The sequence below is a fragment of the Methylobacterium sp. AC433 genome, from assembly GCF_979253015.1.
Map to the genome: position 1 here is coordinate 1 of NZ_CEEDBN010000027.1, position 26802 is coordinate 26802.

At 71.7% G+C, this 26802-nt stretch carries 26 protein-coding genes; 13 read left to right on the top strand and 13 right to left on the bottom strand.

Annotation, left to right across the window (positions count from 1 at the left end; genetic code table 11):
* Positions 1 to 88 precede the first annotated feature (88 nt).
* Positions 89 to 787, bottom strand: coding sequence for a HisA/HisF-related TIM barrel protein (locus tag AC0IWM_RS22765; protein WP_471758816.1), 699 nt, complete (start codon positions 785 to 787; stop codon positions 89 to 91).
* Between the two features lie 89 nt (positions 788 to 876).
* Here AC0IWM_RS22765 and AC0IWM_RS22770 point away from each other — a divergent pair, with 89 nt between their 5' ends.
* Together AC0IWM_RS22770 and AC0IWM_RS22775 are read left to right on the top strand one after the other, a co-directional pair.
* A complete protein-coding gene (locus AC0IWM_RS22770; protein WP_471758818.1) occupies positions 877 to 1902 on the top strand; it encodes a hydantoinase/oxoprolinase family protein in 1026 nt (341 codons plus the stop codon).
* Positions 1903 to 1925: 23 nt separating this feature from the next.
* Entirely contained in the window at positions 1926 to 2126 is a 201-nt protein-coding gene (locus tag AC0IWM_RS22775) for a hypothetical protein (protein WP_471758820.1), read from the top strand.
* 226 nt (positions 2127 to 2352) lie between these two features.
* Here the strand turns inward: AC0IWM_RS22775 and AC0IWM_RS22780 are convergent, their stop codons facing one another.
* The 8 genes from AC0IWM_RS22780 to AC0IWM_RS22815 form a co-directional block, all read right to left on the bottom strand.
* Positions 2353 to 2874, bottom strand: coding sequence for a DUF1993 domain-containing protein (locus AC0IWM_RS22780; protein ID WP_471758822.1), 522 nt, complete (start codon positions 2872 to 2874; stop codon positions 2353 to 2355).
* 235 nt (positions 2875 to 3109) lie between these two features.
* Positions 3110 to 4012 carry a beta-propeller fold lactonase family protein gene (locus tag AC0IWM_RS22785; protein ID WP_471758866.1) on the bottom strand — a complete coding sequence of 301 codons (903 nt, stop codon included), beginning with the start codon at positions 4010 to 4012 and terminating at the stop codon, positions 3110 to 3112.
* Between the two features lie 53 nt (positions 4013 to 4065).
* Positions 4066 to 4602: an SRPBCC family protein gene (locus AC0IWM_RS22790; protein WP_471758824.1), complete on the bottom strand. Its 537-nt coding sequence runs from the start codon at positions 4600 to 4602 to the stop codon at positions 4066 to 4068.
* A gap of 30 nt (positions 4603 to 4632) precedes the next feature.
* Positions 4633 to 5229, bottom strand: a complete 597-nt coding sequence (locus AC0IWM_RS22795) for a DUF447 domain-containing protein (protein ID WP_056469100.1) — start codon at positions 5227 to 5229, stop codon at positions 4633 to 4635.
* 4 nt (positions 5230 to 5233) lie between these two features.
* Positions 5234 to 6841, bottom strand: a complete 1608-nt coding sequence (locus AC0IWM_RS22800; protein WP_471758826.1) for a DUF6513 domain-containing protein — start codon at positions 6839 to 6841, stop codon at positions 5234 to 5236.
* A complete protein-coding gene (locus tag AC0IWM_RS22805; RefSeq protein ID WP_471758828.1) occupies positions 6838 to 7428 on the bottom strand; it encodes an amino acid kinase family protein in 591 nt (196 codons plus the stop codon). Before AC0IWM_RS22805 ends, AC0IWM_RS22800 begins: the two co-directional genes overlap by 4 nt.
* Positions 7428 to 8162, bottom strand: a complete 735-nt coding sequence (locus tag AC0IWM_RS22810) for a (5-formylfuran-3-yl)methyl phosphate synthase (RefSeq protein ID WP_471758830.1) — start codon at positions 8160 to 8162, stop codon at positions 7428 to 7430. Before AC0IWM_RS22810 ends, AC0IWM_RS22805 begins: the two co-directional genes overlap by 1 nt.
* A 185-nt stretch (positions 8163 to 8347) precedes the next feature.
* Positions 8348 to 8878, bottom strand: coding sequence for a DUF3280 domain-containing protein (locus tag AC0IWM_RS22815; protein ID WP_471758832.1), 531 nt, complete (start codon positions 8876 to 8878; stop codon positions 8348 to 8350).
* Between the two features lie 235 nt (positions 8879 to 9113).
* On the opposite strand from AC0IWM_RS22815, the gene AC0IWM_RS22820 reads away from it, so the two are divergent.
* The 9 genes from AC0IWM_RS22820 to AC0IWM_RS22860 all read left to right on the top strand — a co-directional run bounded on the left by AC0IWM_RS22820 (position 9114) and on the right by AC0IWM_RS22860 (position 17995).
* Positions 9114 to 10343: an ABC transporter substrate-binding protein gene (locus AC0IWM_RS22820; RefSeq protein WP_471758834.1), complete on the top strand. Its 1230-nt coding sequence runs from the start codon at positions 9114 to 9116 to the stop codon at positions 10341 to 10343.
* 177 nt (positions 10344 to 10520) lie between these two features.
* Positions 10521 to 11516, top strand: a complete 996-nt coding sequence (locus tag AC0IWM_RS22825; RefSeq protein WP_471758836.1) for a YVTN family beta-propeller repeat protein — start codon at positions 10521 to 10523, stop codon at positions 11514 to 11516.
* 118 nt (positions 11517 to 11634) lie between these two features.
* Complete coding sequence (locus tag AC0IWM_RS22830; RefSeq protein ID WP_056469119.1) at positions 11635 to 12084, top strand: cupredoxin domain-containing protein; 450 nt, start codon at positions 11635 to 11637, stop codon at positions 12082 to 12084.
* 11 nt (positions 12085 to 12095) lie between these two features.
* Entirely contained in the window at positions 12096 to 12365 is a 270-nt protein-coding gene (locus tag AC0IWM_RS22835; protein WP_471758838.1) for a hypothetical protein, read from the top strand.
* Positions 12362 to 13117 (top strand): ABC transporter ATP-binding protein, encoded by a 756-nt coding sequence (locus AC0IWM_RS22840; protein WP_471758840.1) that lies wholly within the window; start codon positions 12362 to 12364, stop codon positions 13115 to 13117. The genes AC0IWM_RS22835 and AC0IWM_RS22840 overlap by 4 nt, the downstream gene beginning before the upstream one ends.
* Entirely contained in the window at positions 13114 to 14004 is an 891-nt protein-coding gene (locus AC0IWM_RS22845) for an ABC transporter permease (protein ID WP_056469128.1), read from the top strand. Before AC0IWM_RS22840 ends, AC0IWM_RS22845 begins: the two co-directional genes overlap by 4 nt.
* On the top strand, positions 14004 to 14663 hold the full coding sequence (locus tag AC0IWM_RS22850; RefSeq protein ID WP_471758842.1) for a hypothetical protein: 660 nt from the start codon (positions 14004 to 14006) through the stop codon (positions 14661 to 14663). Before AC0IWM_RS22845 ends, AC0IWM_RS22850 begins: the two co-directional genes overlap by 1 nt.
* 268 nt (positions 14664 to 14931) lie before the next feature.
* Complete coding sequence (locus AC0IWM_RS22855) at positions 14932 to 17364, top strand: TonB-dependent receptor (RefSeq protein WP_471758844.1); 2433 nt, start codon at positions 14932 to 14934, stop codon at positions 17362 to 17364.
* Between the two features lie 271 nt (positions 17365 to 17635).
* Positions 17636 to 17995, top strand: a complete 360-nt coding sequence (locus AC0IWM_RS22860) for a hypothetical protein (RefSeq protein ID WP_471758846.1) — start codon at positions 17636 to 17638, stop codon at positions 17993 to 17995.
* Between the two features lie 90 nt (positions 17996 to 18085).
* Here AC0IWM_RS22860 and AC0IWM_RS22865 read toward each other — a convergent pair whose 3' ends face one another.
* From AC0IWM_RS22865 to AC0IWM_RS22875, 3 genes are all read right to left on the bottom strand, one after another.
* Complete coding sequence (locus tag AC0IWM_RS22865; RefSeq protein ID WP_471758848.1) at positions 18086 to 19612, bottom strand: undecaprenyl-phosphate glucose phosphotransferase; 1527 nt, start codon at positions 19610 to 19612, stop codon at positions 18086 to 18088.
* Between the two features lie 72 nt (positions 19613 to 19684).
* Positions 19685 to 20875 (bottom strand): glycosyltransferase family 4 protein, encoded by a 1191-nt coding sequence (locus AC0IWM_RS22870; protein ID WP_471758868.1) that lies wholly within the window; start codon positions 20873 to 20875, stop codon positions 19685 to 19687.
* A gap of 295 nt (positions 20876 to 21170) precedes the next feature.
* Positions 21171 to 21743 carry a polysaccharide biosynthesis/export family protein gene (locus tag AC0IWM_RS22875; RefSeq protein ID WP_056469148.1) on the bottom strand — a complete coding sequence of 191 codons (573 nt, stop codon included), beginning with the start codon at positions 21741 to 21743 and terminating at the stop codon, positions 21171 to 21173.
* A 186-nt stretch (positions 21744 to 21929) separates the two neighbouring features.
* Between AC0IWM_RS22875 and AC0IWM_RS22880 the strand changes: the two genes are divergently transcribed.
* Complete coding sequence (locus AC0IWM_RS22880) at positions 21930 to 24251, top strand: GumC family protein (protein WP_471758850.1); 2322 nt, start codon at positions 21930 to 21932, stop codon at positions 24249 to 24251.
* Between the two features lie 75 nt (positions 24252 to 24326).
* Here the strand turns inward: AC0IWM_RS22880 and AC0IWM_RS22885 are convergent, their stop codons facing one another.
* Entirely contained in the window at positions 24327 to 25526 is a 1200-nt protein-coding gene (locus tag AC0IWM_RS22885) for a GNAT family N-acetyltransferase (RefSeq protein WP_471758852.1), read from the bottom strand.
* Positions 25527 to 25717: 191 nt separating this feature from the next.
* Between AC0IWM_RS22885 and AC0IWM_RS22890 the strand changes: the two genes are divergently transcribed.
* Entirely contained in the window at positions 25718 to 26797 is a 1080-nt protein-coding gene (locus AC0IWM_RS22890; RefSeq protein ID WP_471758854.1) for a polysaccharide deacetylase family protein, read from the top strand.
* Positions 26798 to 26802 lie beyond the last annotated feature (5 nt).

The following is a 26802-nucleotide window of genomic DNA, read 5'->3' on the forward strand; positions in this document are numbered from 1 at the left end:
AAGGCCGGATACGTTTATGCAGACTGCTCAGACCAGCGGATCATAAGCCACTTGCGGACGGGGCGGGCCATACGTTTTGCGCCGGGCGTCAGACGCGCGGGCCCCCGTTCCGCAAGGCCCCGTCATGGATGGCGGAGGCCACGAGGGCGCCGGCCACGCCCCGGTGCCGCAGGGCCGCGATGTCCGCCGGCCCCCGCACGCCGCCCGCCGCGTAGAGGCGCGTCCCCGGGCTCGCAGCCGCCACCGCCGCCAGGCGGTCGAGGTCCGGCCCGGCCCCGACCCCGATCCGCCCGAGCGTCATCACGATGACGTCGCGCGGCCAGTGGACCGGCGTCTCGTGCAGGGCGGCCGGTCCGAGGGGCTCGCCGTCCCGCGTGTCGAGGGAGAACACCGCCCGGTCGCCGAGGGCGCGCACGAGCCCGGCATCCGCCTGGCTCTCGCTGCCGATCACCGGCCGGCCGAGCCCGGCGTCGAGGAAGGCCTCGACCCCGGTCGCCGCGGCGAATCCCGCATCGACCCAGAGGATGGTGCCGGGGCAGGCGGCCGCGATGGCGGACAGGCTCGCATGGTCGGGCGCGGCCCCGTCGACGATCGCGTCGAGGTCGGCCACGTAGAGGATCCGGGCCGGCACGGCCCCCAGGAGCCCGCGGGCCACGTCCGCCGGCGCCGATCCCTTTGCCAAGGGCGTGACGATCGGGGCATAGGAGGCGCGGTCCCCGGCCCGCGCCCGCACCACGATTCCGTGGCGCAGGTCGATCACCGGAATGATCTCGAATTCGTCCGCCATCCGGCTTCCTCCCGCGTTCAGGCCCGCCCGTGACACCACCGTCTGGATCTCCTGCTTCTGGATCTCCCGCCGCGTCCGCAGACGCGCCGGTGATCGGCTGGGATCTCGGCGGGGTCCATGTCAAGGCGGCCCTGGTCCGCGACGGCCGCTTGGTCGACGTGGTCCAGGCGCCGTGCCGCCTCTGGCGCGGCCTGCCCGCCCTCGACGAGACCCTGGCGCAGCTGCCCGACTGGGCGCGCGGGGCGGCCGACCACGTCGTCACGATGACGGGGGAACTCACCGATTGCTTCGCCGGCCGCACCGACGGCGTGCGGCAGATCTCCGCCTGGGCCGAGACGACCCTCACCGGGCGGGTGCGGATCTATGGCGGACGCTCCGGCCTCCTCGCCCCCGCCAACGCCGCGGCGCACGCCGCCGACATCGCCTCGGCGAACTGGCACGCCACCGCGGCCCTGATCGGCCGCCACGTCGCCGAGGGGCTCCTGGTCGATATCGGCTCCACCACCGCCGACCTCATCCCGATCGCGGCCGGGGCGCCGGTGGCGGCCGGCTACAGCGACGCCGAGCGCCTGGAGACGGGGGAGCTCGTCTATACGGGCGTGGTGCGCTCGCATCTCGTGGCGCTGGCCGACCACGCCCCGTTCCGGGGCCGGCGCACCGGGCTGATGGCCGAGACCTTCGCCACGGCCGCCGACATCCACCGCATCCTCGGCGACCTGCCGGAGGGCGCCGACCAGCAGCACAGCGTCGACCTCAAGGGCAAGTCGATCCCCGAGAGCGAGACCCGCCTCGCCCGCATCGTCGGACGCGACCGGGACGAGGGCAGCGCCGCCGAGTGGCGCGCCCTGGCGGCCCATTTCGCCGAACGGCAGCTCCGGCTTCTGCACGATGCGGCCGCCCTCGTGCTCTCGCGCCGGCCCCTGCCCGACGGGGCGCCCGTGGTGGTGTGCGGCGCCGGCCGCTTCCTGGCCGAGCGCCTGGCCGCGCGCCTCGGCCGGCCGGCCCTCGCCTTCACCGACCTCGTCGCCGGCCACCGCGCGGAGGCCGGGGCCGACTGGGCCTCCACCTGCGGCCCTGCCGTCGCCGTGGCGCTGCTGGCCGCCGATCCCACCTGAAATCCTGAAGAGAGACCCCGCGCATGAGCACGCCGCAGAAACTCGCCCGCATCCTCGCCAGCCGCTCCGGCGGCGGCATCGAGCTGGCCCTCGCCACCGAATCCGGCCAGACCCTGCGGGTTCTGGCGACGCCGGAGCAGATCGACATGCTGGTGGACGAACTGGAGGACATCCTGAACTCGCCTGAGGAGCCCGAGGCGCCGGAGCCGCCGGCGGCGGCGTGAGGTGCAGGGGGCCGCAGGCTCCCGTGGTGAGAGCTTCACAGCTCCGCCCCGTCCGCTTGTGCCCCCTCAGAGCCTCTCGGAAGGTCCGCTTCGCGGCAGCTTGGAAAAGGATGAGTGAGGTCCGGGTGGGGTGGTTTCCGGCCCGTCCGGTTTCGGGTGGCGAAATCCTCATGCGCGCGTTCGCCTAATCCCGCAGATCGGATTTGGGCGTGGGAGGCTTGAACGATTACTTCGCGGAGTGGATGTTCGGCGGCCCGAGATGCTGGAGGAAATCCGGTTTGCCAAGGCTCACTCCAGTGCTGCGGAAGATCCCGTAGGCAGTCGTCACGTGGAAGAAGAAGTTCGGAAGTGCGAAGCCGATGAGATAGGCCTGCCCATTAAAGTGGTATCCCATGCCGTTCGGGAACTTCAACGCCACCTCGCGCTCCGCGCCTGAGGCCAATGCGGCAGGATCGATGCCCTCGACGAAGGCAACCGTCCTGGCACAGCGCTCCTTGAGTTCAGCGAAGGTCGTCTCGACGTCGGGCATCGAGGGAGCGTCGATCCCGGCAAGGCGTGCCATCGCGTTCTTCGCGCTGTCGGACGCCATTTGATACTGGGCCGGTAGAGGCTTCATGTCCGGCGCTAGCCGCCGGGCGAGCAACTCGGCTTCAGGCTTTTCCGATGCCGCCTTGTCTAGCCACGCGCTCATGTTGCGAAGCGCGTTTACGAAGACCGGGACGCTGACGTCGTAGATGCTGATGCTCATCCGGGTTGGCTAAGGTACCTGCCATCGAAGATGCGGTGAGATGGCGCACACCGCGGAAGAGTGCGTCGAGCGAATTTGCCGGATGGCCGACGAAGGACCGCTTCTGGGAAGCGACGTGGATGGTCCTGGCGTCCGGCATGTTTCGCAAGCGGAACGTCCGCTTCGGGGCGAAAAGCCAGGATCCGCTCTCCAACCGATCCGGCACATCACGCGCGCCGTACCCAGCCTCCGACACTCACCGCAGGAAATCTCCGAAGGAGCGCGGCCCGTCCGGGACCTTGATCTCGCCCGTCACCTTGAGCGTGGTCGCGTCGATCAGGCTCAGGGTGTTCGAGCCCCAGTTCGCCACCGTCAGGGTGCGGCCGTCGCGGGAGGCGGCGATGCCCTCCGGGTGATCGCCGACCTCGATCGCCGCGACGTTGGTGAGGGTCTTCAGGTTGAACACCGTGACGGTACCCGAATACTGGTCGGTGACGAAGCCGCGCGAACCGGCCAGAGCCACCACGTAGGGCCGCTCGCCCGTGGTCACCCGGCCGATCTCGTGCCGACCGGGCACGTCGATCACCGAGACGTCGTTCGAGGTGACGTTGGCGGTGTAGGCGCGGGTCCCCTCGGCATCGAGGGTGATGCCGAACGGGTGCCGGCCGACGGGGATCTTCTGGACTTCCCGGGCCGTGGCGACGTCGACCACCGAGACCGAATCGCCCTCGCGGTTGGCCACCAGCAGGGTGGCGCCGTCGGGCGTCACGGCGATGCCGGAGGGCGAGGCCCCGACCTGGAGCTCGGTGTCGAGCTGCGCACCGTCGGGCGAGACCACGAAGATCCGGCTGCCGTACCAATCGGCGACGTAGACCGCGCCGGATTTCGGATTGACCGCGATGCCGAGGGGGCCGCCGGGCAGGGCGAGGGTGCCCGTCACCGTGCGGGTGGCGAGATCGACCACGGCGAGGCCCGGTCCCTCGGGGCGGGTGACGAAGGCCGTCCGGCGGTCGGGCGAGAGGGCGATGCCGGCGGGCGCGCCGTCGATCGGGATCTGGGCGGCCACGCTGCCGGCCTCGAGGTCGACGATCGCCAGGGTGTTGGCCCCCTGGGCCGTGACGAGGGCCTCGTCGGCCCGGGCGGACGCGCCGAGCAGCAGGAGACCGAGGAGAGGGCCGGCGAGGCGCCGGCCCGTCCCCGTTCGCGATGCGATCAAGAACCGCTCTTCTCGAGCTTGGCCTTCAGGGCGTCGAGCCCGGTGCGGTAGAGGCCGCGCACGGCCTTCTGCGAGGCCTCGTCGTTCAGCTCGGGCGGCGGATCGTTGTTCATGTAGCCGCGGTAGAACGCGCCGTCCCAGGCGACCTTGGACTTGCCGCCGCCGGCATCCTCGACCTTGAGGGTGGAGGAGTAGTCGTTCACCGGCAGGGTCTTCACGTCGACCTTGGTGATCCGGTACGAGTAGCTCATCTTCTCGGCGGAGTACTTGTACAGCTCCTCGTCCACCGTGGCGCCGCCCTTGAGCGTCAGCGTGCGGGTGGCCTTGACCTCGTTGCCGCCCTTGCCCTCGGTCTTCTCCACCGGCGGCAGCCAGCTCATGTCCTGGAAGTTGCCGATCACGGCCCAGACCTTGTCGGGCGCCGCATTGATCTCGACGGTCTCCTCGACCTTCTTGCGGGTCGGGCCGTGCGCCTGGGCGCCGAACGAGACCAGGGCGAAGGCCGCCACGGTCGTCAGGTAAAGAAACTTCATCGGGTCTTCGTCTCCTCGGGAAAGCACATTCTACGGTGCTGGGGGGGAACGCTCGAGGATGCGATCGTCGCGGCCGAGGGCCGCGGCGACCTTGTCCTCGATCCAGTCCCAGGCCTCGCGCTCGGCGGGCCCGGCGGTCTTGGCGATCGCGATGGCGTGGTAGCGCATCTCGGTCAGGATCTTGTCGGGCTCCAGCATGTGCAGGCGGGTCGAGAGGATCGCCGCCTCCAGCACCGCAGCCTGCGCCCGGTTGTAGCCGATGAACGGCATGTGCGCCGCCGCGTGCACCATCCGGCCCCGGTAGCGGGGGCGCACCGCGTCCTCCTCCACGGCGGCGACCTCGAACTCGGCATGGCCGAAGCTCTCGGCGAGGCGCCGGCCGGCGATGCGCTCGCAGGGCAGGGTCGGCCAGTCGCGCCGCCCGGTGACGGCGCCGGCGATCACCCGCACGTCGCTGGGGCTTGAGGCGGCGAAGACCGGGTTGTCGGCGAGGTTGAGGATGGTGGGCGAGGGCCGGAACGGCGCCAGGATCCAGTCCGCACCGTCCTGGATCAGCCCGAACGGCACCAGGTGCAGCGACCCGTCGCGGGCGGTGGTGGTGACGACGGTCTCGAGGATCAGCGGCACGGGGTCAGGCCTTCCCTGCGGGGGCGGACGGGTCCGCCGCAGCGGGGTCGTCGGGAACGAACCGGCCGCAGACGATCCGGCCGCTCGTCTCCGCGGGGATCGGCGACAGCGCGTCGGCGGCCCGGGTCTCGCCCGGCCCGGTCGTCTCGGGCGCTGCCGCCCCCGCCTCCGGCGGCGTCGCGTCACGGGCCGCGATCTCGGCGGCGGCGGGGCCGGAATGCTTCGTGTGGCCGGCCTTCTTGAAGGCGGTGGTGTCCTCCGCCTCGGCATCGGCCGCCGCCCCCCAGGCCAGGGCCTCGTCCTGCACGTAGCGCTTGCCGAGGCGCCAGGCGGTCTCGGCCTTGGTCAGCTCGCCGCCGAGATAGAAGGCGTGGGCGCCGTCGCTCGCCACGTCGCCGGTCCTCTGGAGATCGGAAAAGAAGGCCATCGCGTCGGTGCCGATCGCATGGAGGTCGCGGTTGAACAGATGGATGCCGTCCTCGGCCACGGCGATGCGGTAGTTCGGATCCTTCACCTCGGCCGCCTGGGCCGCGACCTCGTCCGGGGTCTGCACATAGGGCCGCTTGTCGTGGAGCGCCAGCAGGGCGCGGCCGTAGCCCTTGGGCAGGGCCGAATCGGCGCGCGCCGCGAACATCACCCGGCGGGCGGCGTCGTGCTCCTCCACGGTCCGGCGGGTGTGGTTGGAGACCTGGACGATGAGCACGTTGCGGATGGCGAGCTCCGAGCACATCCCGACCAGCAGGGCGGTGACGCCGAGGCTGTCGACCTCGGTGAGCTCGGTGAGGTTGCCGGTGCCCATCATCATCTCGATGCCGGGCCAGCGCCTGCGCGTCTCGTGGTAGCGGGTGATCGAGTCCACGAAGCCGAAATGGATCGGCTCCAGGATCGGGTCGGCCATGTAGGGGCGCCCCGCCTTCTCCATGCGTTCGATGGCGCGGTCGAGGGAGGGCAGGTCGTCGGGACGCACCGGCACCAGGACCGGCACGGCGTCGGTCTCGAAGGCGAGGTCGAGGGTCTGCTCGTTGAGGCTGAGCAGGTAGTCGGCCCCCGCCCGGGCGCCGCGGGTCAGCTCGTCGAGGGAGAACGAATCGACGCTGACCTTGAGCCCGGCCCCCTTCAGCAGGCGCACGCACTCCTCGAGATGCGGGAAGTCGGTGTCCGGCAGGCCGCCGAGGTCGATCACGTCCGCCCCGCGCCGGGCCAGATCGAGGCCCTTGGCCAGGATCTGATCGGGCGTCATCTTCGAGGCGTCGACGATCTCGGAGAAGATGCGCAGGTCGTGGCCCGAGAGATCGACCTTGCGCCCGGCGAGCCCGAGATAGGCCGGCAGGTCGACGATCTCGTCGGGGCCGCGCTCCACCGGCAGGCCGAAATGCGCGGCCAGCGCCTCCGGATCGGCCCGGCAGCGGCCGGGCAGGACGATGCGGGTGGCGCCGTCCGGGATCGTCACCCGGCGCCGGATGATCTCCTCCGTCATCAGGGCGGCGACCTTCACGCCGGCATCGGCGATGCTCCAGGCGAAGCGCTCCGGCGGCAGGGTGGCGGCGACCTTCTCCAGGCGCGCCTTGGCCATGCGGCCGGTGATGAAGACCAGGTGCTCGGGCGCGCTCATGCGGCGGCCCTCGCGGGATCGAGGCCGGGACCGAGGATCTCGATGCGGCCGGCATAGCGCGCCGCGAAGGCCGGGAAGGCCGCGTCGACGAGGCCGGTCCGGGCGAGATCGGCCCAGTCCGCTCCCGCCGGCCGGGCGGCGGATTTCACCAGGCAGCAGCGCGGCGCGCCGATCTCGGCGGCGAGCCAGAGGGCGAGGCTGTCGGAGGTGACGGCCCAGGTCTCGGGAATGTCCGGGTGGCCCGCCTTCAGGGCGAGCGGATCCCAGACCGGGATCCGCCCGGCCGCCAGGATGCCGGCGAAGGCCTCCGGGTCGCGGGCCGCGACGAGGCGAGGCTCCAGCGCCGAGAGGATCTCGGCCATGCGGCCCATGGCGTCGAGGGCGAGGCGATGCGCCAGGGCATCGGAGAAACCGAGGGCGGCCTGAGCGCTCCGCACCCCCTCGGCGAGGGGGCCGCCGCCGGGGACGATGACGCAGGGCCCCGCGGCGCCGTCGGCGAGGTGCGCGAGGCAGGCCCGCAGGCGGGGCGCGTCGGCGACGAGGCTGCCGCCGAGCTTCACCACGGTCGGGGGGGCCGGCGCCCGCATCAGGCGGCGTCCCGCCGGGCCGAGGCCCGGATCAGGCGCACGGCCTCGGCCACCCGGAGGGGATCGAGGCCCTGTCGTCGATTGCCGGAGGCGCAGAGGCCGCCGCGGAAGCCGAGGTAATCCGGGCCGAGGGGTGCCAGGACCGCGATGTCGGGCAGCGCCAGGGAGCCGGCGAGGCCCGAGACCAGGCCATGGCCGCGGCAGGCGCGGGTGAAGGCGGCCAGCACCGGCAGGGACAGGTGGTCGGTGAGGCGGCGACCGTCCTTGCCGGCGGTGTCGATCATGGCGCCGAGAAAGCCGGCGCGGCGCAGGGCCGGCACGAGGCCGGTCGCGTCGCCGGCCTCCGCGAACAGCACCGCGATCAGGCGGCCGGAGGCCGCCTCGGCGGCCCGGGCGAGATCGTCGGCCGAGGCGTCGGCCCGCACCGCCACCTTCACGACGTCGACGCCGGTGGCCGCCATCGCGGCGATGGCCGGAACCAGGGCCGCCCGGTCGGGCTCGCCGGCCACGGCGCTCGTCAGTGACCGGCCGTCCACCCGCGCCGCGATGGCCCGGACCGTGTCTGGGGAGAGGGCGCCGAGCGCCCCGCGATCGGGGTCCTTGCCGTCGACGAGGTCGGCGCCCGCCCGCGCGGCGAGGTCCGCCTCCTCCGCGTCGCGCACGCTCACGAGGAGCCGCGGGGCGGGGGCGCCGCCGTCGAAGGACCGGAGATCGAGGGATCGGGACACGGACATCAGCGCGGGTTTCGGTTGCTCGGGGGCCTCGGGGAGACCATCGACGACGCCCGGGTCGGGAAACGCCGCGCCCGTGATGGCGCGGCCGGGGCAAATTCGGCCTCAAGCTGGCGCTTCCGGCCCGAAGGCGGGCCTAGCGCATGGGCGGGAAGAAGGGAAATCCCGTCCTTCGAAACGCCGCCGGATCAGGAGCGGTTCGGCAGGGGCTCGGTGAGGAGGCGGTTCTTAACCACCCAGCGCATGGCATGCGCCCAGGTGTCGTCGGTATCGGCCCGGATCACCACCCGGCCGCCGCGGATGACCTTGCCGGTGGCGGCCTCCGCGATGGTGACGGTGAGGTTGAAGATCTGGTTGGAGCCCTTCTCGACGTAGCCGGAGACCGCGAGGTCGGCCCCCAGGGTCTTGGCGATGGCGGCGGCGCAGCCGTCGCACTTGTAGAGGGGCGCTTGGCTGGCGATCTCGGCCGCCTGGGGGGCGACGTCGACGGGCTCGACGCTGTCGCCCAGCGCCCTGCGCAGCTCGTCGGTGACGAGGCCGAGGCGCCGCAGCTCGTCCGGGCGGGCCTTGCGGCCGCCGACCACGCCGGGATCGAAGAGCTCGACCCCGAAGATCGCGGCCTTCTCCGGTGCGGCCCGGGCGGGACCCGCGAGAGCGCCGGTGGCGAGGAGGGCGGTGAGGGCGAGACCGAGCGCTGAGCGGACCGGAGACGGGGCCATGGGCGAAGCTCTCCGCTGGAGGCGGGGACAGGAGGGACCACGGGAACGCGCCGGGCGCCCGCGCGATCCCGCCGGTTGATCAGTTCCGCGAGATCTGCCCGGAAACGGCCCGGCGCGCAAATGGCGCCGCGGCGCCGCCCTGTCGAGCGCAAGGTTTCCCGCGCGACGCCCTTAGGAACCGCTTAGCAATCCGTGATTGAGCGCGGCGGCGCAATGTTGTTAGCCTCTGCGCCACATGCACATCCCCGCACGCTTCCTCCTCGCCCCGCTCGCCCTCAGCCTCGGGCTGTGCGGCGTTTCCCCGGCCTCGGCCCAGGAGCCGGCCACGCCCCCGGCCGCGCCGGCGATCGCCCCGAGCGAGACGCATATCGGCCTGATCTACCGGCCCGAGCCCGCGCCCTCCTCCTACGACGCCGAGGCGGTGCCGGAGGACGAGGGCGTCGCCGGCGCCCGGATGGCGGTCAAGGACAACAACAACACCGGCCGCTTCACCAAGCAGACCTACGTCCTCGACGAGGTCGCCCTCGAGGGGGACAAGGATGGGGTGGCGGCGGCGCGGGACCTCGCGGGGCGGGGCATCCGCTACCTCGTGGTGGCGCTTCCGGCGGCCGAACTCCTCGCCATCGCGGACGCGCTGAAGGGCCAGGGCGTCACGATCTTCAACATCGCCGCCCCCGACGACCGCCTGCGCGGGGCCGATTGCCGCCGCAGCGTCTTCCACGTCCTGCCGAGCCGGGCGATGCAGACCGACGCCCTGGCCCAGTTCTTCACCCTGATGCGCTGGCGCAAGATGTTCCTCATCGTCGGGCCGGCGGAGACCGACCGCCTCTACGCCGAGGCGTTCAAGAACTCCGCCCGCAAGTTCGGCCTGAAGATCAACGCCGAGAAGCCCTGGACCTTCGGGCCGCTCGCCAAGGCGCGGGGCGACACCCCGACCCGTTCCGAGGCGATGGTCTTCACCCGGGGGCTCGACTACGACATCGCGGTGGTGGCCGACGAGGCCGGCGACTGGGGCGACTACGTCCCGTTCCGCACCGTCGACCCGCGCCCCGTGGCGGGTACGCAGGGGCTGATCGCCACCACCTGGCACCCGATGCTGGAGACCTGGGGCGCGGCCCAGGCGCAGAACCGCTTCCGGCGGCAGTCGGGGCGGCTGATGCGGCCCCTCGACTACCAGGCCTGGGCGGCGGTGCGTTCGGTGGGGGAGGCGGCGACCCAGAAGAAGACGGCCGACCCGGCGATCCTCGCCCCCTACTTCGCCGACCCGGCCTTCAGCCTGCCGGCCTACAAGGGCGTCTCCCTGAGCTACCGGCCCTGGGACCACCAGCTACGCCAGCCCATCATCGTGGTGCAGCCCAAGGCCATGGTCTCGGTGGCGCCGGAACAGGGGTTCACGCACCAGCGCACGCCGCTCGACACCCTCGGCATCGACCTGCCGGAGACGACCTGCAAGTTTCCCGACTGATCCCGTCACGTTCCCGCGAGGCCCGGGCCGCCCTGGTCCCCTGCGGCAACGCGGTCCCCCGTCCGCTTGCGATCCCAAGCTCCCCGTGAGAGGGGGCTGCACTATAGTAACGCCCAATCAATCGTGTGCGAGCGATTCTTCGCCCAAGCAACAACGATGGCCCCGAGGAGGAACCCCATGAGCCGCGGCTTCAGGGCAGACGCGTCCGGAACGATCCTGGGCCTGGCGCTGCTGGCAGGCACGTCACTCGCCCAGCCGGCGCAGGCCTACACGGTCTACGTCACCAACGAGAAGGGCAACTCGGTCAGCGTCATCGACACCGAGACGATGGCGGTGACCGGCACCTGGAAGGTGGGCCGGCGTCCGCGCGGCGTCACCACCAGCAAGGACGGCAAGGAGCTCTTCGTCTGCGCCAGCGACGACGACCGCATCGACGTGCTCGACACCAGCACCGGCAAGGTCGTGCGCTCGCTGCGCTCGGGGCCCGACCCGGAGCAGTTCATCCTCGGTCCCCAGGGCAACCTGCTCTACGTCGCCAACGAGGACGACAGCCAGGTCACCGTCATCGACATCGAGAAGAACAAGGTCATGGCCGAGGTGCCGGTGGGCGTCGAGCCCGAGGGCATGGGCCTTTCGCCGGACGGCAAGATCCTGGTGAACACTTCCGAGACCACCAACATGGCCCACTTCATCGACACCACGACCTTCGCGGTGATCGACAACGTGCTGGTCGATGCCCGCCCGCGCTTCGCCGAGTTCACGGCGGACGGGAAATTCCTCTGGGTCTCGGCCGAGGTCGGCGGCACGATCAGCATCATCGACGTCGCCGCGCGCCGGGTGATCAAGAAGATCACCTTCAAGATCCCGGGCGTGAACGACGAGGCGATCCAGCCCGTCGGCATCCGCATCACCAAGGACGGCGGCAAAGCCTTCGTGGCGCTCGGCCCGGCCAACCGCATCGCGGTGATCGACGCCAAGTCCTACGCCGTGGAGAAGTACCTCCCCGTGGGCCAGCGCGTCTGGCAGCTCGCCTTCACCCCGGACCAGAAGCTGCTGTTCTCCACCAACGGCTCCTCGAACGACATCTCGGTCGTGGACGTGGCGGCCGAGAAGGTGGTGAAGAGCATCCCCGTGGGCCTTCTGCCCTGGGGGGTCACGGTCTCGCCGAACTAGGCGCCCGCGCCTCCCCGACGGGGAGGGGGAGACCCGCGAGAGCGACAGCGACGACCGCTCCGAGGCGGCACCGCCCCGGGGCGGCACCGCCTGCGGGCGGCCAACGGGAGGACAACACATGAAGCGGACGATGCGGCGCACCGCCCTTGCCCTGGCGGCGTGTCTCGCCACCGGCGCGGCCTGGATGGCGCCGGCCCAGGCCCTCGACCTGACGAAGAAGCGCCAGAACCTGCCCGACCTCGTCCTCGGCAACGAGGAGGGCAACGACTTCGTCGTGGAGAACAAGGAGATCGAGCTCGAATCCGGCAAGGCCTACCGCCTGCGGATCGTCGCCAAGGGCCGGCAGGAATACAAGTTCTACGCGACCGAGTTCTTCCGCAACATCTGGTTCAACCAGATCGTCATCCAGCACCTGGAGATCCACGGCAGCGGCCCGCCGGACCATTTCGAATTCGACGATCCGGGCGAGATCGCGATCGAGTTCGTGGCCATCCGGCCCGGCGAATATCCCTGGTCGGTCCATGGCCTCGAATCCAAGGGCATGACCGGCAAGTTCATCGTGAAGTAGGACCCCCGTCGATGCGTGCGCCCCCGGTTCTCGCCCTCTCCGTTCTCCTCGCCCTCGGGAGCGTCGCCGCCCGCGCCGACGACAAGGCCGCCTGCGTGGAGGGCATCGCGATGATCAGGGCCGAACTCGCCAAGACCGCCCCGGACGCCAAGCCCGCCCCGGAGGCAATCCGGCCCAAGCTCAGGAAGGCCCTGCGGGTCGCCGAGCGCGAGATGGGGGAGGGCGAGTTCGACGAGTGCCTGGATGCGGTCGGCGACGCCCAGCGGGCGTTGAAGCCATGAGTTCCGGAGAGCGCGCGAGCCCCGCCCTCGAGGTCGCTCAGGTCAGCCACCGCTTCGGCGCGCGGGCGGCCCTGTCCGACGTCTCCCTCAGCGTCGCGCGCGGGCGCTTCACCGCCCTGCTCGGGCCGAACGGGGCCGGCAAGACGACGCTGTTCTCGGTGATCACCCGCCTGTACGCCAGCCAGGACGGCCGGGTCTCGATCCTCGGCCATGCCCTCGACCGGGAGCCGAGCCGGGCGCTCGCCCGCCTCGGCGTGGTGTTCCAGGCCCGCACCCTCGACACCGACCTCACCGTCGCGCAGAACCTCCACTACCACGCCAGCCTGCACGGGATTCCCCGCAAGGCCGCCAAGGCGCGGATCGCCGCGCTCCTCGATCGCGTGGGCCTGGCCGACCGGCGCGACGACAAGGTGCGGACCCTCTCGGGCGGCCAGTCCCGGCGCATCGAGATCGCCCGCTCGCTGGTGCACGAGCCCCGGCTGCTGCTCCTCGACGAGCCCACCGTGGGCCTCGACCTCGAATCGCGCGCCGACATCGTCGCCATCGTCCGCGCCCTGGTGCGGGAGGAAGGATTGTCGGTGCTCTGGGCGACCCACATCTTCGAGGAGATCGACGCGTCCGACGACGCGGTGGTGCTGCACCGGGGCCGCATCGTCGCCCGCGGCACCGCCGGCTCCATCGCACAGGGCGACGAGACCCTGGAGGCGGCCTTCCGCCGCCTCGTCGCCGAACCCGCGCGGCAGGCCGCATGAGCACCATCGAACGCACGCGCCCGTCCGTGTCCGCCCCGGCGGAGGCGCCGGTGCCCCATCTCGGGCGCCTCGACGCCGTCGGCTACCTGATCTGCCTCGGCGGCATCGTGCGCCGGGAGCTCCTGCGCTTCTTCAACCAGAAGGAACGCTTCTTCTCGGCCCTCGTCCGCCCGCTCGTCTGGCTGTTCATCTTCGCGGCGGGCTTTCGCAACACGCTCGGCGTCTCGATCGAGCCGCCCTACCAGACCTACGTGCTCTACGAGGTCTACGTGGTGCCGGGCCTCGCGGTGATGATCCAGCTCTTCAACGGCATGCAATCCTCGCTCTCGATGGTCTACGACCGCGAGGTCGGCTCGATGAAGGTGCTGCTGACGAGCCCCTATCCGCGCTGGCTGCTCCTGCTCGCCAAGCTGATCGCCGGCGTCACCGTCTCGGTGGTGCAGGCCTATGCGTTCCTCGCCATCGCCTGGTTCTGGGAACTCGACATCCCGGCCATCGGCTACGTGGCGGCGCTGCCGGCCTTCATCGCCTCGGGGCTGATGCTCGGCGCCATCGGGCTGCTGCTCTCCTCCATGGTCAAGCAGCTGGAGAACTTCGCCAGCGTGATGAACTTCGTGATCTTCCCGATGTTCTTCGCCTCCTCGGCGCTCTACCCCCTCTGGCGCATCCGCGAATCCTCCGAGACCCTGTACTGGATCTGCCAGCTCAACCCCTTCTCCCACGCGGTGCAGCTCGTGCGCTTCGCCCTCTACGGGCAGTTCGAGCCGGTCGCCTGCGCGGTGGTCGTGGGGACCACGCTCGCCTTCTTCACCCTCGCCGTCGTCGCCTACGATCCGGGCCGTGGCATCATGGCCCGGCGCGGCGGCCCGGCCGGAGACAATTCCTGATGACTTCTCGCACGCTTCCCCTCCGCGCCCTCGCGGGCCTCGCCCTCCGCGCCCTCGCGGGCCTCGCCCTCCTCGGCCTCGGCGCCGGGCCGGTCCTCGCCCAGCCGAAATCCGATCCGGACTGGCCCTGCGTCCAGCGCAAGGTCTCGACCCTGAGCGCGGGCACTGTCTGGACCGGACCGGATCTCGAGGCGGCCGGCCCCTGGGGCGACGATTTCGAGGCCGCGGCGCTGGCCCAGAAGATCGCCTCGCGCCGCACGCCGCTGTCCGAGGTCGACCCGCTCCTCGACGACTTCACCGCCAAGGCCGCCGCCGACAAGGAGACGCGCCTCACCCGGGTCTTCGCCGGCGTGTTCGAGGTCCTGAACGGCGAGCGCAACAAGGTCATCGCCGGCATCGGCCGCTACGCCCAGGGCCAGCGCCGCATGGCCGAGCGGATCCGCGAGGAGGCCGACCAGATCAGCGCCACCAAGGATGCGCCGAGCGCCCAGGACGCCCGCGACATCCCCAAGGACGCCTCGGAGCTGGAGACCAAGTTCACCTGGGACCGGCGCATCTTCCAGGAGCGCAGCCAGTCCCTGACCTATGTCTGCGAGGTCCCGACCCTGCTGGAGCAGCGCCTCGGCGAGATCGCCCGCAAGATCCAGGCCCGGCTCTGACGCGGCGCCGCGGCCCGGGGGCCTGGCCGCGCCCGGATCGCCTTGCCACTTTCTCCCGGGCGACTTGCTGAACTCTCCCCAAACCTTTGAAATCGTAAGAAAAAACGTGTCCGTTCCGCCACGCCGCGCGGCCAACGGAGCGGGCAACCTGCAAAATCGCTGAATCCCCGCGGCGCGCGATTGTTCTTGCCGCCCGAATCCTCGCAAGACTGTCTTCGAAGCCCCGGCCAAGGGGCAGGCACACGAAGACGATCTTGGGGGACTGGGGATGACGAGACGGACACTGCGGAACAGCTTGCTGCTGTCGGTGGCCCTGCTGCCGGGTACCGTGCTGGCGCAGGGGGCCGGCGGCCAGCAATCGGTGACGCTGAGCGAGCTCGACGTGGTCGCGACCACCCCGGTCGGCGCCACCGGCGGCGGCGGCGGCCAGTCCCTCTACAAGATCCCCAACACCGTCGAGACCGTGACGGCGGCCGACTTCGCGCAGGACCGCGCCACCCTCGACCCGACCTTCACCCTGGCCCGCAAGACGCCGGGCGTGAACCTGTCGGACGGGCAGGGCAACGGCTTCCGCCAGACCCTGACCTATCGGGGCTTCGACGCCTCGCCGCTCCAGGGCGCGCCGCAGGGCCTCGCCGTCTACCAGAACGGCGTGCGCATCAACGAGGCCTTCGGCGACGTGGTGAACTGGGACCTGATCCCCTCGGTGGCGATCAACCGGATCGACGTCGTCACCGGCAACCCGGTCTTCGGCCTCAACGCGCTCGGCGGCGCGGTCAACATCGAGATGAAGAACGGCTTCACCTGGCAGGGCAAGGAGATCACCGTCAGCGGCGGCTCCAACGGCCGCATCCTCGGCTCGCTGCAATACGGCGAGGTCATCGGACCCTGGAGCTTCTACTTCGCCGGCGAGGGCCTGCGCGACGAGGGCTGGCGCCTGCGCTCGCCCTCCGAGATCGGCCGCGTCTATGCGGATCTCGGCCACAAGACCCTCGATTCCGAGTTCCACATCATCGCGTCGGGCGCCAAGACCTTCTTCGGCGCCGCCGCCGCCACGCCGGTGGACTTCACCCGCGCCAACGAGCGGGCGATCTTCACCTCGCCCCAGACCATCTCCACCGAGCAGGGCCAGATCCAGGTCACCGGCAAGGTCGCGGTCTCGCCGACCTGGGACCTGCAGGGCAACGCCTACGTGCGCCGCCTGAGCCAGTTCGTGATCGACGGCAACGACGGCAACTTCGAGCAGTGCAGCACGCGCTCCAGCAACCGCGGCTTCCTCTGCTTCGAGGATGACGGGTTCGAGCGCGGTGCCCTGAGCGACCGCGCCTTCCGCGATCAGTTCACGATCCTGGGCCGCCAGGGCCAGCGCATCCCGTTCACGGCGGGCGTCCCCTACGGCACCCTCGACACGATCCGCACCGAGGCCGTCGGCTACGGCGGCACCCTCCAGGCGACCAACCGCGACCAGATCTTCGGCCACAACAACACCTTCGTGGTGGGCGGCAGCATCGATGCGGCCAACTACACCTACAAGTCGTCGAGCACCCTCGGGGTGATCAACCCGGACCTCAGCGTCACCACGGATCCGCTCAACCCGAACTACGGCACGATCCCGGGCCTCGGCACCGAGGCGCTCCGCACGGCGGCGGCGCTGGGCATCGCGCCGAGCAACGTCACGGGCTCGAACCTCTACATGGGCCTCTACGCCCTCGACACCTTCGACGTCACCGACGCCCTGTCGCTCACCGCCGGCGCCCGGCTGAACTTCGCCCGGATCTCGACCCAGGACCAGACCGGCTTCTCGCCGGACGTGACGGGCACGCACTACTTCACCAAGGTGAACCCGGTGGTGGGCGCGACCTACCGCTTCTTCCCCTGGCTGAACCTCTACGGCGGCTACTCCGAGTCGAACCGCGCCCCGACCCCGCTCGAACTCGCCTGCGCCAATCCCGACCGGCCCTGCCTGCTGCCGAACTCGCTGGTGGCCGATCCGCCGCTCAAGCAGGTCACCGGCCAGACCTACGAGGTGGGCTTCCGCGGCACCGTGCCGAACTTCTACGAGAACGGCCTGTTCAACTACAAGATCGGCGCCTTCCGCACCGACCTGCGCAACGACATCCTGCAGGTCGCGGTGCCGGGCAACGCCGCCCGCGGCTACTTCGTCAACGTGCCGGCCACCCAGCGCCAGGGCATCGAGGTCTCGGGCGAGTATGTCGGCGAGCGGCTCAGCCTCTACGGCAACTACGCCCTGATCGACGCCACCTTCCAGTTCGCGGGCGAGCTGTCCTCGCCCAACAACCCGCTCGCCGATGACGGCCTCATCAACGTCAGGCGCGGCAACAACGTCCCGCTGATCCCGAACCACCAGTTCAAGGCCGGGTTCAACTACCTGATCACGCCGATCTGGACCTTCGGCATGAACTTCCAGGCGTTCTCCTCGTCCTACTTCCGCGGCGACGAGTCGAACATCAACCGCAAGCTGCCGGCCTACTTCACCGCGAACCTGAACACGAGCATCCAGATCAGCCCGAACGTGCAGGTCTTCGCCCTGGTCACCAACCTGTTCAACAACCGCTACGCCAATTTCGGCACCTTCGCCGAGACCGGCCCGGTGGCGGGCAACTTTGTGATCAACGACCCGCGCACCACGACCCTGGTGCAGCCGCTCTCGGCCTATGGCGGCGTGCGCGTGACCTGGTAGCCCGACGCTTCGGGCGGGACGGACAAGCGGGGGCGCGGGTCGGGGACGATCCGCGCCCCTTCGCGTTGGCCGTGCTGCGACGTTGGGCAGGGCTGCGACGTTGGGCAGGGCGGCGACGCTGGGCAGGCTGCGACGCTTGGGCCTCGGGGGGAGGGCGATCCGGAAAGGAACTCCGCCCGCCGGCGGGCGCTTCTCTCGCAACACCCCGACACTCCCGACACCCCGACCCGGGCCGCCCACCCCGGCGGTCCCCACCCCGGAGAGCCCATCCATGCGGATCACCCTCGTCCTGCCCGCCGCCCTCGTCCTCCTCGGCGCGGCCGGACCCGCCTTCGCCTCGTCCTGCTCCGAGCAGATCGCCACGATCGAGCGCCGCCTCGACAGCGCGGGCGCCGAGCAGGTCACCGGCAAGGAGCCCCCGGGCGGCCCGACCTCGTCGCATTCCGAGAAGGCCCTCGACAAGGCGCCGAACGTGAAGCCGACCGACCCGTCGACCACGGCGAGCGCCGGCGGCGTCGCCGAGGCGCGCGACCTGATCAAGAAGGCCCGCGCCCAGGACAAGGCCGGCGACATGAAGGGCTGCGAGGACACGATGACCGAGGTCAAGAAGAAGGCCGGCGCCCTCCCGTAGGACGACGCTGCGCCCGTCGCGGCCGAATGAAACAAGGGCCGCCCCCCTCGCCGGGGGGCGGCCCTCGTCGCGTTCGGCGGCCGCCCCGGATCAGTAGGCGTTCTTGGTGCGGAACAGCGAGACCGGGGTCGCGAGCATGATCTTGACGTCGAACAGGATCGACCAGTTCTCGATGTAGTGCAGGTCGTGCTCGACGCGCTTCTGGATCTTGTCGCTGGTGTCGGTCTCGCCGCGCCAGCCGTTGACTTGGGCCCAGCCCGTGATGCCGGGCTTGACCTTGTGGCGGGCGAAGTAGCCGTCCACCACCTGGTCGTAGAGGGTGTTGGCGGCCTTTGCCTGGAGAGCGTGCGGCCGCGGCCCGACCAGGGAGAGCTCGCCCTTGATGACGTTGAAGAGCTGCGGCAGCTCGTCCAGCGAGGTCTTGCGGATGAAGCGTCCGACGGGCGTGACGCGGGGGTCGTCCCGGGTCACCAGCCGGGCGGCGCCGGCATCGCTCTGGTTCACGTACATCGAGCGGAACTTGTAGACCTCGATCAGCTCGTTGTTGAAGCCGTAGCGCTTCTGCCGGAACAGCACCGGGCCGGCCGAGGTGAGGCGCACCGCCAGGGCGACGGAGAGCATCACGGGGGCGAGCGCCACCAGCATCGCGAGGCCGACGACCCGGTCGAAGATGCTCTTGGCGACGATGTCCCAGTCGGCCATCGGCTTGTCGAAGATGTCGAGCACCGGCACCGCGCCGAGGTAGGAATAGGCGCGCGGGCGCAGGCGCAGCTTCGAGGCCTGGGCGGAGAGGCGGATGTCGATCGGCAGGACCCAGAGCTTGGCCAGCATCTGCAGGATGCGGTCCTCGGCGGCGATCGGAATCGTGAAGATGATGAGGTCGAGGCGCGTGGTGCGGGCGTAGGCGACGAGGTCGCTCACGGTGCCGAGCTTCGGATAGCCCGCCACCACGGTGTCGGAGCGGGTATCGCCGCGGTCGTCGAAGACGCCGACGATGCGCACGCCGGAATCCGACTGGGCGTCGAGGGCGCGGATCAGGTCCTCGGCGACGGGACCGCCGCCGACGATGGCCGTGCGACGGTCGAAATGGCCGCGCTGCATCTGGGCGGTGATGAACCGGGCGAGGGCGAACCGCCCGGCCACGAGGGCGGCGAGGCCGGCGACGAAGACGCTCGCCATCCAGACCCGGGAATAGTGGTCGGCGATCTTGGCGAACACCATGGCGGTGGCCACCAGGAGGAACGCCAGCGACCAGGCGCCCACCAGCCGCAGCGCCGATCCGCGCAGGGTCCGGAAGGCGGCCATGCCGTAGGCGCCCGAGGCCTGCAGCAGGCACACCGCCAGGACGGCGAGGCCGAAGGCGGCGGCGAGGTAGCGGGGCGAGAGCGGCACGATCCCGGCGAGCTGCAGCCGCTGGATCACGATGCCGAGGCCGGCGACGAGGACGAACTCCGCGATCCGGACGCAGCCGGCGAGCACCACCGGGGAGAGCCGCTTCGGGGCGGCCGGGTGGATCCGCGCCTCGGCGGGCGGCAGCGCGGCCGTCGGGCCTGCCTCGGCCGAGGTGGCGAACCGGCCGGCGGCATCCAGCAGGTCACGGACATCGAAGGCGCTCATGGCTGGCTTCCGGGCTGAGGTACGCGTCTTGGAATCGGGCAGGGGGCTGGGGGTCGGGTCGGCGAGGCGGGTTCAGGGCGCCGTGGAGGCCATGGCGGGGCCGGGGCCGGTGCCGGGAGCCCGGGCGCGCAGGGCCGCGGCGTAGCCGGAGAGCACGTCCGACCCCATGCGCGTCATCGGGAACCGGGCGCGGACCGAGGCCGCGAGGGACTCGAAGCGTCGGCGGCAGGCGTCGGGCTCCTCGTCGAGGACCCGGGCGATGGCCTGCGCCAGCGCCTGCCCGTCGCGGGGCGGCACCAGCTCGGACGCCGCGGCGCCGAAGATCTCCGGGATGCCGCCGACATTGGTGGCCACGAGGGGCTGGCAGGCGGCGGCCGCCTCCAGCACCACGTAGGGCAGGGATTCGGCCAGGGAGGGCACCACCATGAGTCGGCCCCGGGCCAGCACCGGGCGGATCGCCTGAGGCGGCTCGAAGGCCACGGCGCCGCCGAGGCCCATCGCCACCACCCGTTCGGCCAGGATCGCCGCGTCGGGGCCGGAACCGACCATGAGCAGGCGCAGGGGCCGGCCGGCGGCGCGCAGGCGCAGGAGCGCGTCGAGGAGGAAGGGTACGCCCTTGGCGTCGCGCAGCTCGCCGATATAGACGAGGTCGTAGCGCTCCTCGGCCGGGACAATGGGGGCGAATTCCGCCTCGCCGATACCGTTGTGGACGATGCGGGTGATGCGGCGCGGGTCGCCCGCGAAGGCCCGGTGCCGCCCGGCGACGTACTCGCTCTCGAACAGGAACACGTCGGTGCGCAGGCCCATCAGGCGCTCCAGGCCCATGTAGAACCGGTGGCGCAGGGTGCCGGGCTTGTAGTTGTAGCTGCCGCCGTGGGGCGTGTAGGCGCGGATCGGCGAGTGGCCGGGCACCATGGCCGTGCGGGCATAGACGCCGCCCTTGGCGCCGTGCCCGTGCAGGACGGTGGCGCCCACCGCTGCGGCCCGCCGGGCGATGGCGCGCAGGGCCGCGAGGTCGGAGGGGTGCGGGTTGCGCCGCATGGGCAGGCGCGTGATGCCGAGGACGAGGGAGGGCGCGAGGTCGGCCAGGGCCTGGGCGGCGCGCTCGCCGCCGGTGGAGGCGTCGCAGACGATCCCGACCCGGTGCCCGGCCGCGGCCTGGAGCCGGGCGAGGTCGACCACGTGCCGGAACAGGCCGCCGACCGGTGCGCGGAAGACGTGGAGGATGCGCTGGGTGGGGAGGCCGCCGGAAGCGGCGTGGATCGCGAGGCCCGGGCCGCCGGAGGCGGCAGGGAGTGCGAGGCCCGGGCCGCTGGCACCGGTCTGACCGAGGGTGAACGCGTTCACGACAGCTGCTCCACGCACCGTTGCGCGAGCGGTCGGGCCGCTCGTCCGTCGGGGGACCTTGGCGCGGCACAGGTGCGCGGACCGTTAAACCGATGCCCGCGCGAATGCGTGCGAATGGCCGGATCAGCGGAATAGTTCGCAGTTCAGTTAGGCGAATCTGAATCGCCGAGGCGGGATTCTTCGCATCCGCAGAGGTTTCGTCGGCCGGTTCTCAGAAGAACCGTTCCTTGATCACGATCGTGTCGCCCGGGCGCACCGGGTAGGTCATGGGCACGATGCCGGAGACGAGCCCGTCCCGGCCCTCGCGGGTCAGCACCGCGTAGTCGCGGGCGGCGCGGGGGCCGAAGCCGGCGGCGATCGCCACCGCGGTCTCCACCGCCATGCCGTTGACGTAGGGATACTGGCCCGAGGTCGTGACCTCGCCGAGGATGTAGAAGGGCCGGTAGGCATCGACCTCCACGGTGACGTGGGGCTCGCGCACGAAGCCGGACGAGAGCTTGGCCTCGATGGTCCGCGCCGCCTGGCTGGTGGGCTGGCCGCCGACCTTCACGAGGCCGATGAGCGGCATGGCGATGTTGCCGGCCCCGTCGACCGCGTAGATGTTCGAGAGGTTGTCCTGGCCGAAGACGATGACTCGCAGGCGGTCGCCGGCGGAGAGCGTGTAGCGCGCACCGATGGAGCCGGTGCCCGTGGCATCGAGCTGGTCGGTCCGGAAATCCGGGCGCAGGCAACCGCCGAGCGCCAGGCTCGACGAGAGTGCTAAGAGGAGTGATCGCCGGTTCATCACCACTGCCGTCGTGAGGAGAATTCCCAACGGGTGGTAAGCCGATATGGTTAACGAACACTGACGTCCCGCATCGGCCCCCACGAAGCGCGCGGTTCTTAACGTCCGGTCAACCTTAAACCAGTCTAGTCGTGGAAAGCCGGCCATCTCGCGGCCGACATCCTTGCCTTGCGTAAAGATCGAGCCATGCCCCGCTCTTCGCCGTTCGAGCCCACACGCGATGCGCCGCCCGCCGAGAGCGAGGGCCTGGGCCTGTCGCAGCTCGCCGGCCTGCTGCGCCGGTCCTGGCGCTGGATCGTCATCCCGACCGCCCTCGTCACCATCGGCGCCATCGCCTTCGTGCAGGTGGTCTCGCCGCGCTACACCGGCGAGGCGAAGATCCTGCTGGAGAGCCGCGACACTCCCTACACCCGCACCGCGCAGGAGCGCGGCGAGCAGACCCAGCCCATCGACGAACAGGCGGTGGCGAGCCAGGTGCAGGTGGTGATGTCCCGCGACCTCGCCCGCGAGGCGATCCGCCGGCTGTCGCTCGCCGGCAACGCCGAGTTCGATCCCGGCGTCTCCGGGTTCGGCCCGCTCCAACGCGCCCTGATGATGATCGGGCTGGCCAAGAACCCGATGGAGCGCCCGCCCGAGGAGCGGATGCTGGAGACCTACTTCGACCGCCTGACCGTCTACCCGGCCGGCAAGTCACGCATCCTCACGGTGGAGTTCCGCTCGAAGGATCCGCATCTGGCGGCGCAGGCGGCCAACACCATCGCCGAGCTCTACATCGCCTCCCTCGACGCGGCCAAGACCGACACCGCCCGCTACGCCTCGACCTGGCTCGGCGGCAACATCGAGACCCTGCGCACCCGCGTCGCCGACGCCGAGGCCAAGGTCGAGACCTACCGGGCCAGCCACGGCCTGATCGCCACCGGCGGCGCCGCCGGCCAGCCCCTCGGCGCCCAGCAGCTCGGCGAGCTGTCGACGCAGCTCTCCCAGGCCCGCACCGCCAAGGCCGACCTCGCCGGCCGCGCCAAGCTGATCAAGGAGATGATCAAGGACGGGCGCGCCTTCGAGATCCCGGATGTGGCCAACAACGAGATCATCCGCCGGACCGTCGAGCAGCGCATCACCCTGCGCAACCAGCTCGCCCTCGAATCCCGCACCCTGCTGCCGGCCCACCCGCGCATCAAGGAGCTGACGGCACAGATCTCGGACCTCGACGCCCAGATCAAGGCCACCGCCGAGCGCGTGGTCCGCACCCTGGAGAACGATGCCCGCATCGCCGAGGCCCGGGTCGAGAGCCTGGGCGCGGCGGTCGACGCGCAGCGCGACGTGGTCTCGAAGGGCAATTCCAGCGAGGTCCAGCTGCGCGCCCTGGAGCGCGAGGCGAAGGCCCAGCGCGAGCAGCTCGAATCCTACCTCGCCCGCTACCGCGAGGCCTCGGCCCGCGACGCCGAGAGCGCGGCCCCGGCCGATGCCCGCGTGGTCTCGCGCGCCATCACGCCCGAGACGCCGTCCTTCCCCAAGAAGCTCCCGATCGTGTTCCTGGCGGCGGTGCTCGGCCTCCTGTTCGCCACGGGCGGCGTCATCGCCCGCCACCTCCTCGGGGATCCCGACGGCCCGGGCCGGCGCCGCCGGCGCGAGGAGGAAACCGAGACCGGCGCCGAGCGCCCGGCCTATCACCACCAGCCCTTCGCCTTTCCGGAAGCCTCCCTGGCGATGGCGCGCCAGGGCGACGCCGCCGGCGCGCCGCTGAAGGCCGCCGCGCGGCCGGTCCAGGCCGCCGCGACGCCCGAGGCGGCGAGCGTCCGGCCGACGCTGGCCCCGGCCCGGGCCGAGGCCACCACGGCCGCGCCCGAAGCGGCGACGGCGGAAGCGGGCGCCTATGCCCTCGAGACGCTCATCACCCGCCTGCGCACGGGCGCCGGGCCGGCCCTGTCCGGCGAGGGCCGCGCCGTCCTGGTGGTCGAGGCGGTGCCGGCCAAGCGCACCGAGGCAGGCCTCGCGGTCAGCCTCGGCAGCAGCCTCGCGGCGGGCGCGAGCGTCGTGGTGGTCGATCTCAACGGTCCCGCCTGCGGCGCGGAGGATGTCGGCCTCACCGACCTCGTGGCGGGCGAGGCCGCCTTCGTGGACGTGATCCAGTCGATCCCCGGCTCGCGCCTGCACGCGATCCCGCGCGGCTTCGTCGACGCGGCAATCCTCGCCGAGGAGCCGCAGGCCCTGGCGATCACCCTCGACGCCCTGGCCCAGGCCTATGACTGGGTGGTGTGCCGCCTCGGCACGCCGCAGGCCCAGACCGCCCGGGACATCCTCGCGGTGGCCGGCGGCCGGATGGACACGGTGGTCCTCGCCTCGGACCGCGACCCGGAGGATTCCGACCTCCTCGACCTCTACGCCCTGGCCGAGGCCTCCGGCGCCGCCCAGGTCCTGGTGGCCCAGGACCAGGCCGCCGCGTCCCTCGCCCCCGAGGCACCGGCCTTTTCCGAGGACGCGATGCCCCTGCGCCGCTCGGCCGCCTGAACCGGCCCGCCCGATCGTCGAATCACACGCCGCCCTCGCATCCGCGCGGGCGGCGCCCTGCGTTCGGGACGATGGTCACTCCGCCGCCACCGCTGCCCGGCGCCGGCGCAGGCGCTTCACCAGGGCCATCAGGCGCGGGTCGCGCTTGATGCGGCGCTTGAGGCGGGCGGCGGCGATGGTCCGGAGGGCGAAGGCCTGCCCGCGCAGGGTCACCGGCAGGGCGACCTCGCCCAGTTCGATGGTCTCGTCGCAGATGCTGCTCTTGTAGCGAGCCTCGCCGACGCCGAGGTCGAAGCTCCGCCGGCCCCGGGCCGTCTGGTCGCCGACGAGGTGGTGCAGCAGGATGTCGCCCGGGCTCGACCGGCTCACCGCCGGGTCGGCGTCGAAGGCGGTGAACATGCCGCTGTAGCGCTGCCCGTCGACCGCCCCGGCGAAGACCGCGAAGACGCGGCCGGTCTCGGTGGCCACGAGGGCCGTCACCTCGAGGACAGAGCCGCCCGCCGGGGAGGCCGCCCGGGCGAGGAAATCCCGCACCGCCGGATCGGCATAGGGATCGGCGAGGCCCATGGCGGCGAAGCGCGCGGCCTTCTGCGCGTAGAAGGCGGCGAGGAAGCGCCCGACCTCCTCGGAGGTCTCGGCCCGCCGGCAGGCCACGGGTCCGAAGGCCTCCACGAGCTTGCGCTCCTTGGCGCGCAGCTTCTTGCGCGCATCGCTGCTGAAGACGCGCTTCAGCGTCGCGTCCGGGTCGGGGCCGAGGATCAGCCCGTAGCCGTCGCTCGGGGAGGGCTCGGCCCGATGGTGCAGGGGATTGGCGGCGCCGTCCCAGAAGCGGGGCTGGTGCGAGAGGGCGAAGACGTCGATCCCGGTCGCGCGGCCGAGCCGGGACAGGGCCTCCGCCAGATCCTCCGGGGGCATCGCCGCCGCCTCGCGCGAGGCGAAGAGCGGCATGTGGTAGTTGGCATGCTTGGCGCCGACGATCCGGGCCACCCGGGCCCCGCCCTCGCGCGCGACCACGAGTGGCAGGAGCACCCGCGGACGCCCGGCCGCGTCGCGCAGGACGACGATGCGCAGGTCCGCGTCCGGCATCGTCCGGGCGAAGGCCGCGACCCAGTCGAAGCGCTGGTAGGGCGTCGCCAGCACGGCCGGATCGGCCTCGAGGGCGCGCCACAGGGCCTCCGCGGCGGCCAGATCGTGGAAGACCTCCGCGGCGAGGCCGTGCCGCTCCCGCGCGCGCATCGCTCCGGCTCCGGTCAGTTCATGGGCGAGAACGGCCATGCCATCATCCTTGCCATCATCCTGGGCGACCGGCGGGTCGGGACCCTCCGGAATGTTGCGCCGACCCTGGACCGGCAGCCCTTAACCCACCGGTGACGCCGGGCCGACACGCTCTCCCTGTCTGCGCGCGTGGGTAACGAAACCTTGCCGGTTGGCGTGCTCCCCTGCGGGGCCGCCGAAACGGATAAACCATGTCCGCGCCCGACACCTCCGCGACCCCGACGCCCCCCCTGAGCCGGCGCCACCGGCTGTTCGCCGCCGGCTTCCGCGCCATCGCGGCGAGCCGGGCGGATCTCTGGCTCGGCCCGGTGGCGCGGGGGCGCGGGCTGATCCTGACCTTCCACCACGTCCGCCCCGAGCCCCCGGGGGCCTACGCCCCCAACGGCCTGCTGGCGATCACCCCCGATTTCCTCGACCGGACCCTGGCGCTGGTGCGCCGGCGCGGCTTCGAGATCATCGGCCTCGACGCCCTGCCGGAGCGCCTCGCCACGGGCGGGCGCCCCTTCGTGGTGCTCACCTTCGACGACGGCTACCGCGACAATGCCGAGCACGCGGCCCCCATCCTGCGGCGGCACGGGGCCCCCTGGACGCTGTTTCTCACCAGCGACTTCGCGAGCGGCCGGGGGCGCCTCTGGTGGCTCGAGCTGGAGGAGGCGATCCGGCGCCTCGACCGGGTCCGGGTGCCCGAGGCCGGGCTCGACCTGCCGGCCCGCGACGCGATCGAGAAATCCGCGGCCTTCGACAGGGTCTACCGCCACCTGCGGTCGGGAGCGGAGGCGTGGCTCCTCGCGGTCATCGCCGGCCTCTGCGCCGAGGCCAGCCTGGCCCCGGGCGCCATGGCCGGCGACCTCTGCCTGTCCTGGTCCGAGCTGCGCGACCTCGGCCGCGATCCGCTCCTGACCTTCGGCGCCCACACGATCAGCCACCCGATGCTGGCCAAGCACGACGACGCGGTCGCGCGCCGGGAGATCGGGGAGGGGCGGGCGCGGATCGCGGCCGAACTCGGCCGCCCGGTGGCGCACCTGTCCTACCCGGTGGGCGATCCGACCTCGGCCGGCCCGCGCGACTTCGCCCTCGCCCAAGACCTCGGCTTCGCGACGGCGGTGACGACCCGGCCGGGCCACCTGTTCGCGGCCCATGCGGACCACCTGCACGCGCTGCCGCGGGTCTCGGTGAACGGCCACCACCAGACGGAGGCCGCGCTCTCGGCCCTGCTCTCGGGGGTGCCGTTCCTGGCCTGGAACCGGGGCCGCCGGCTCAACGTCGGCTGACGGGC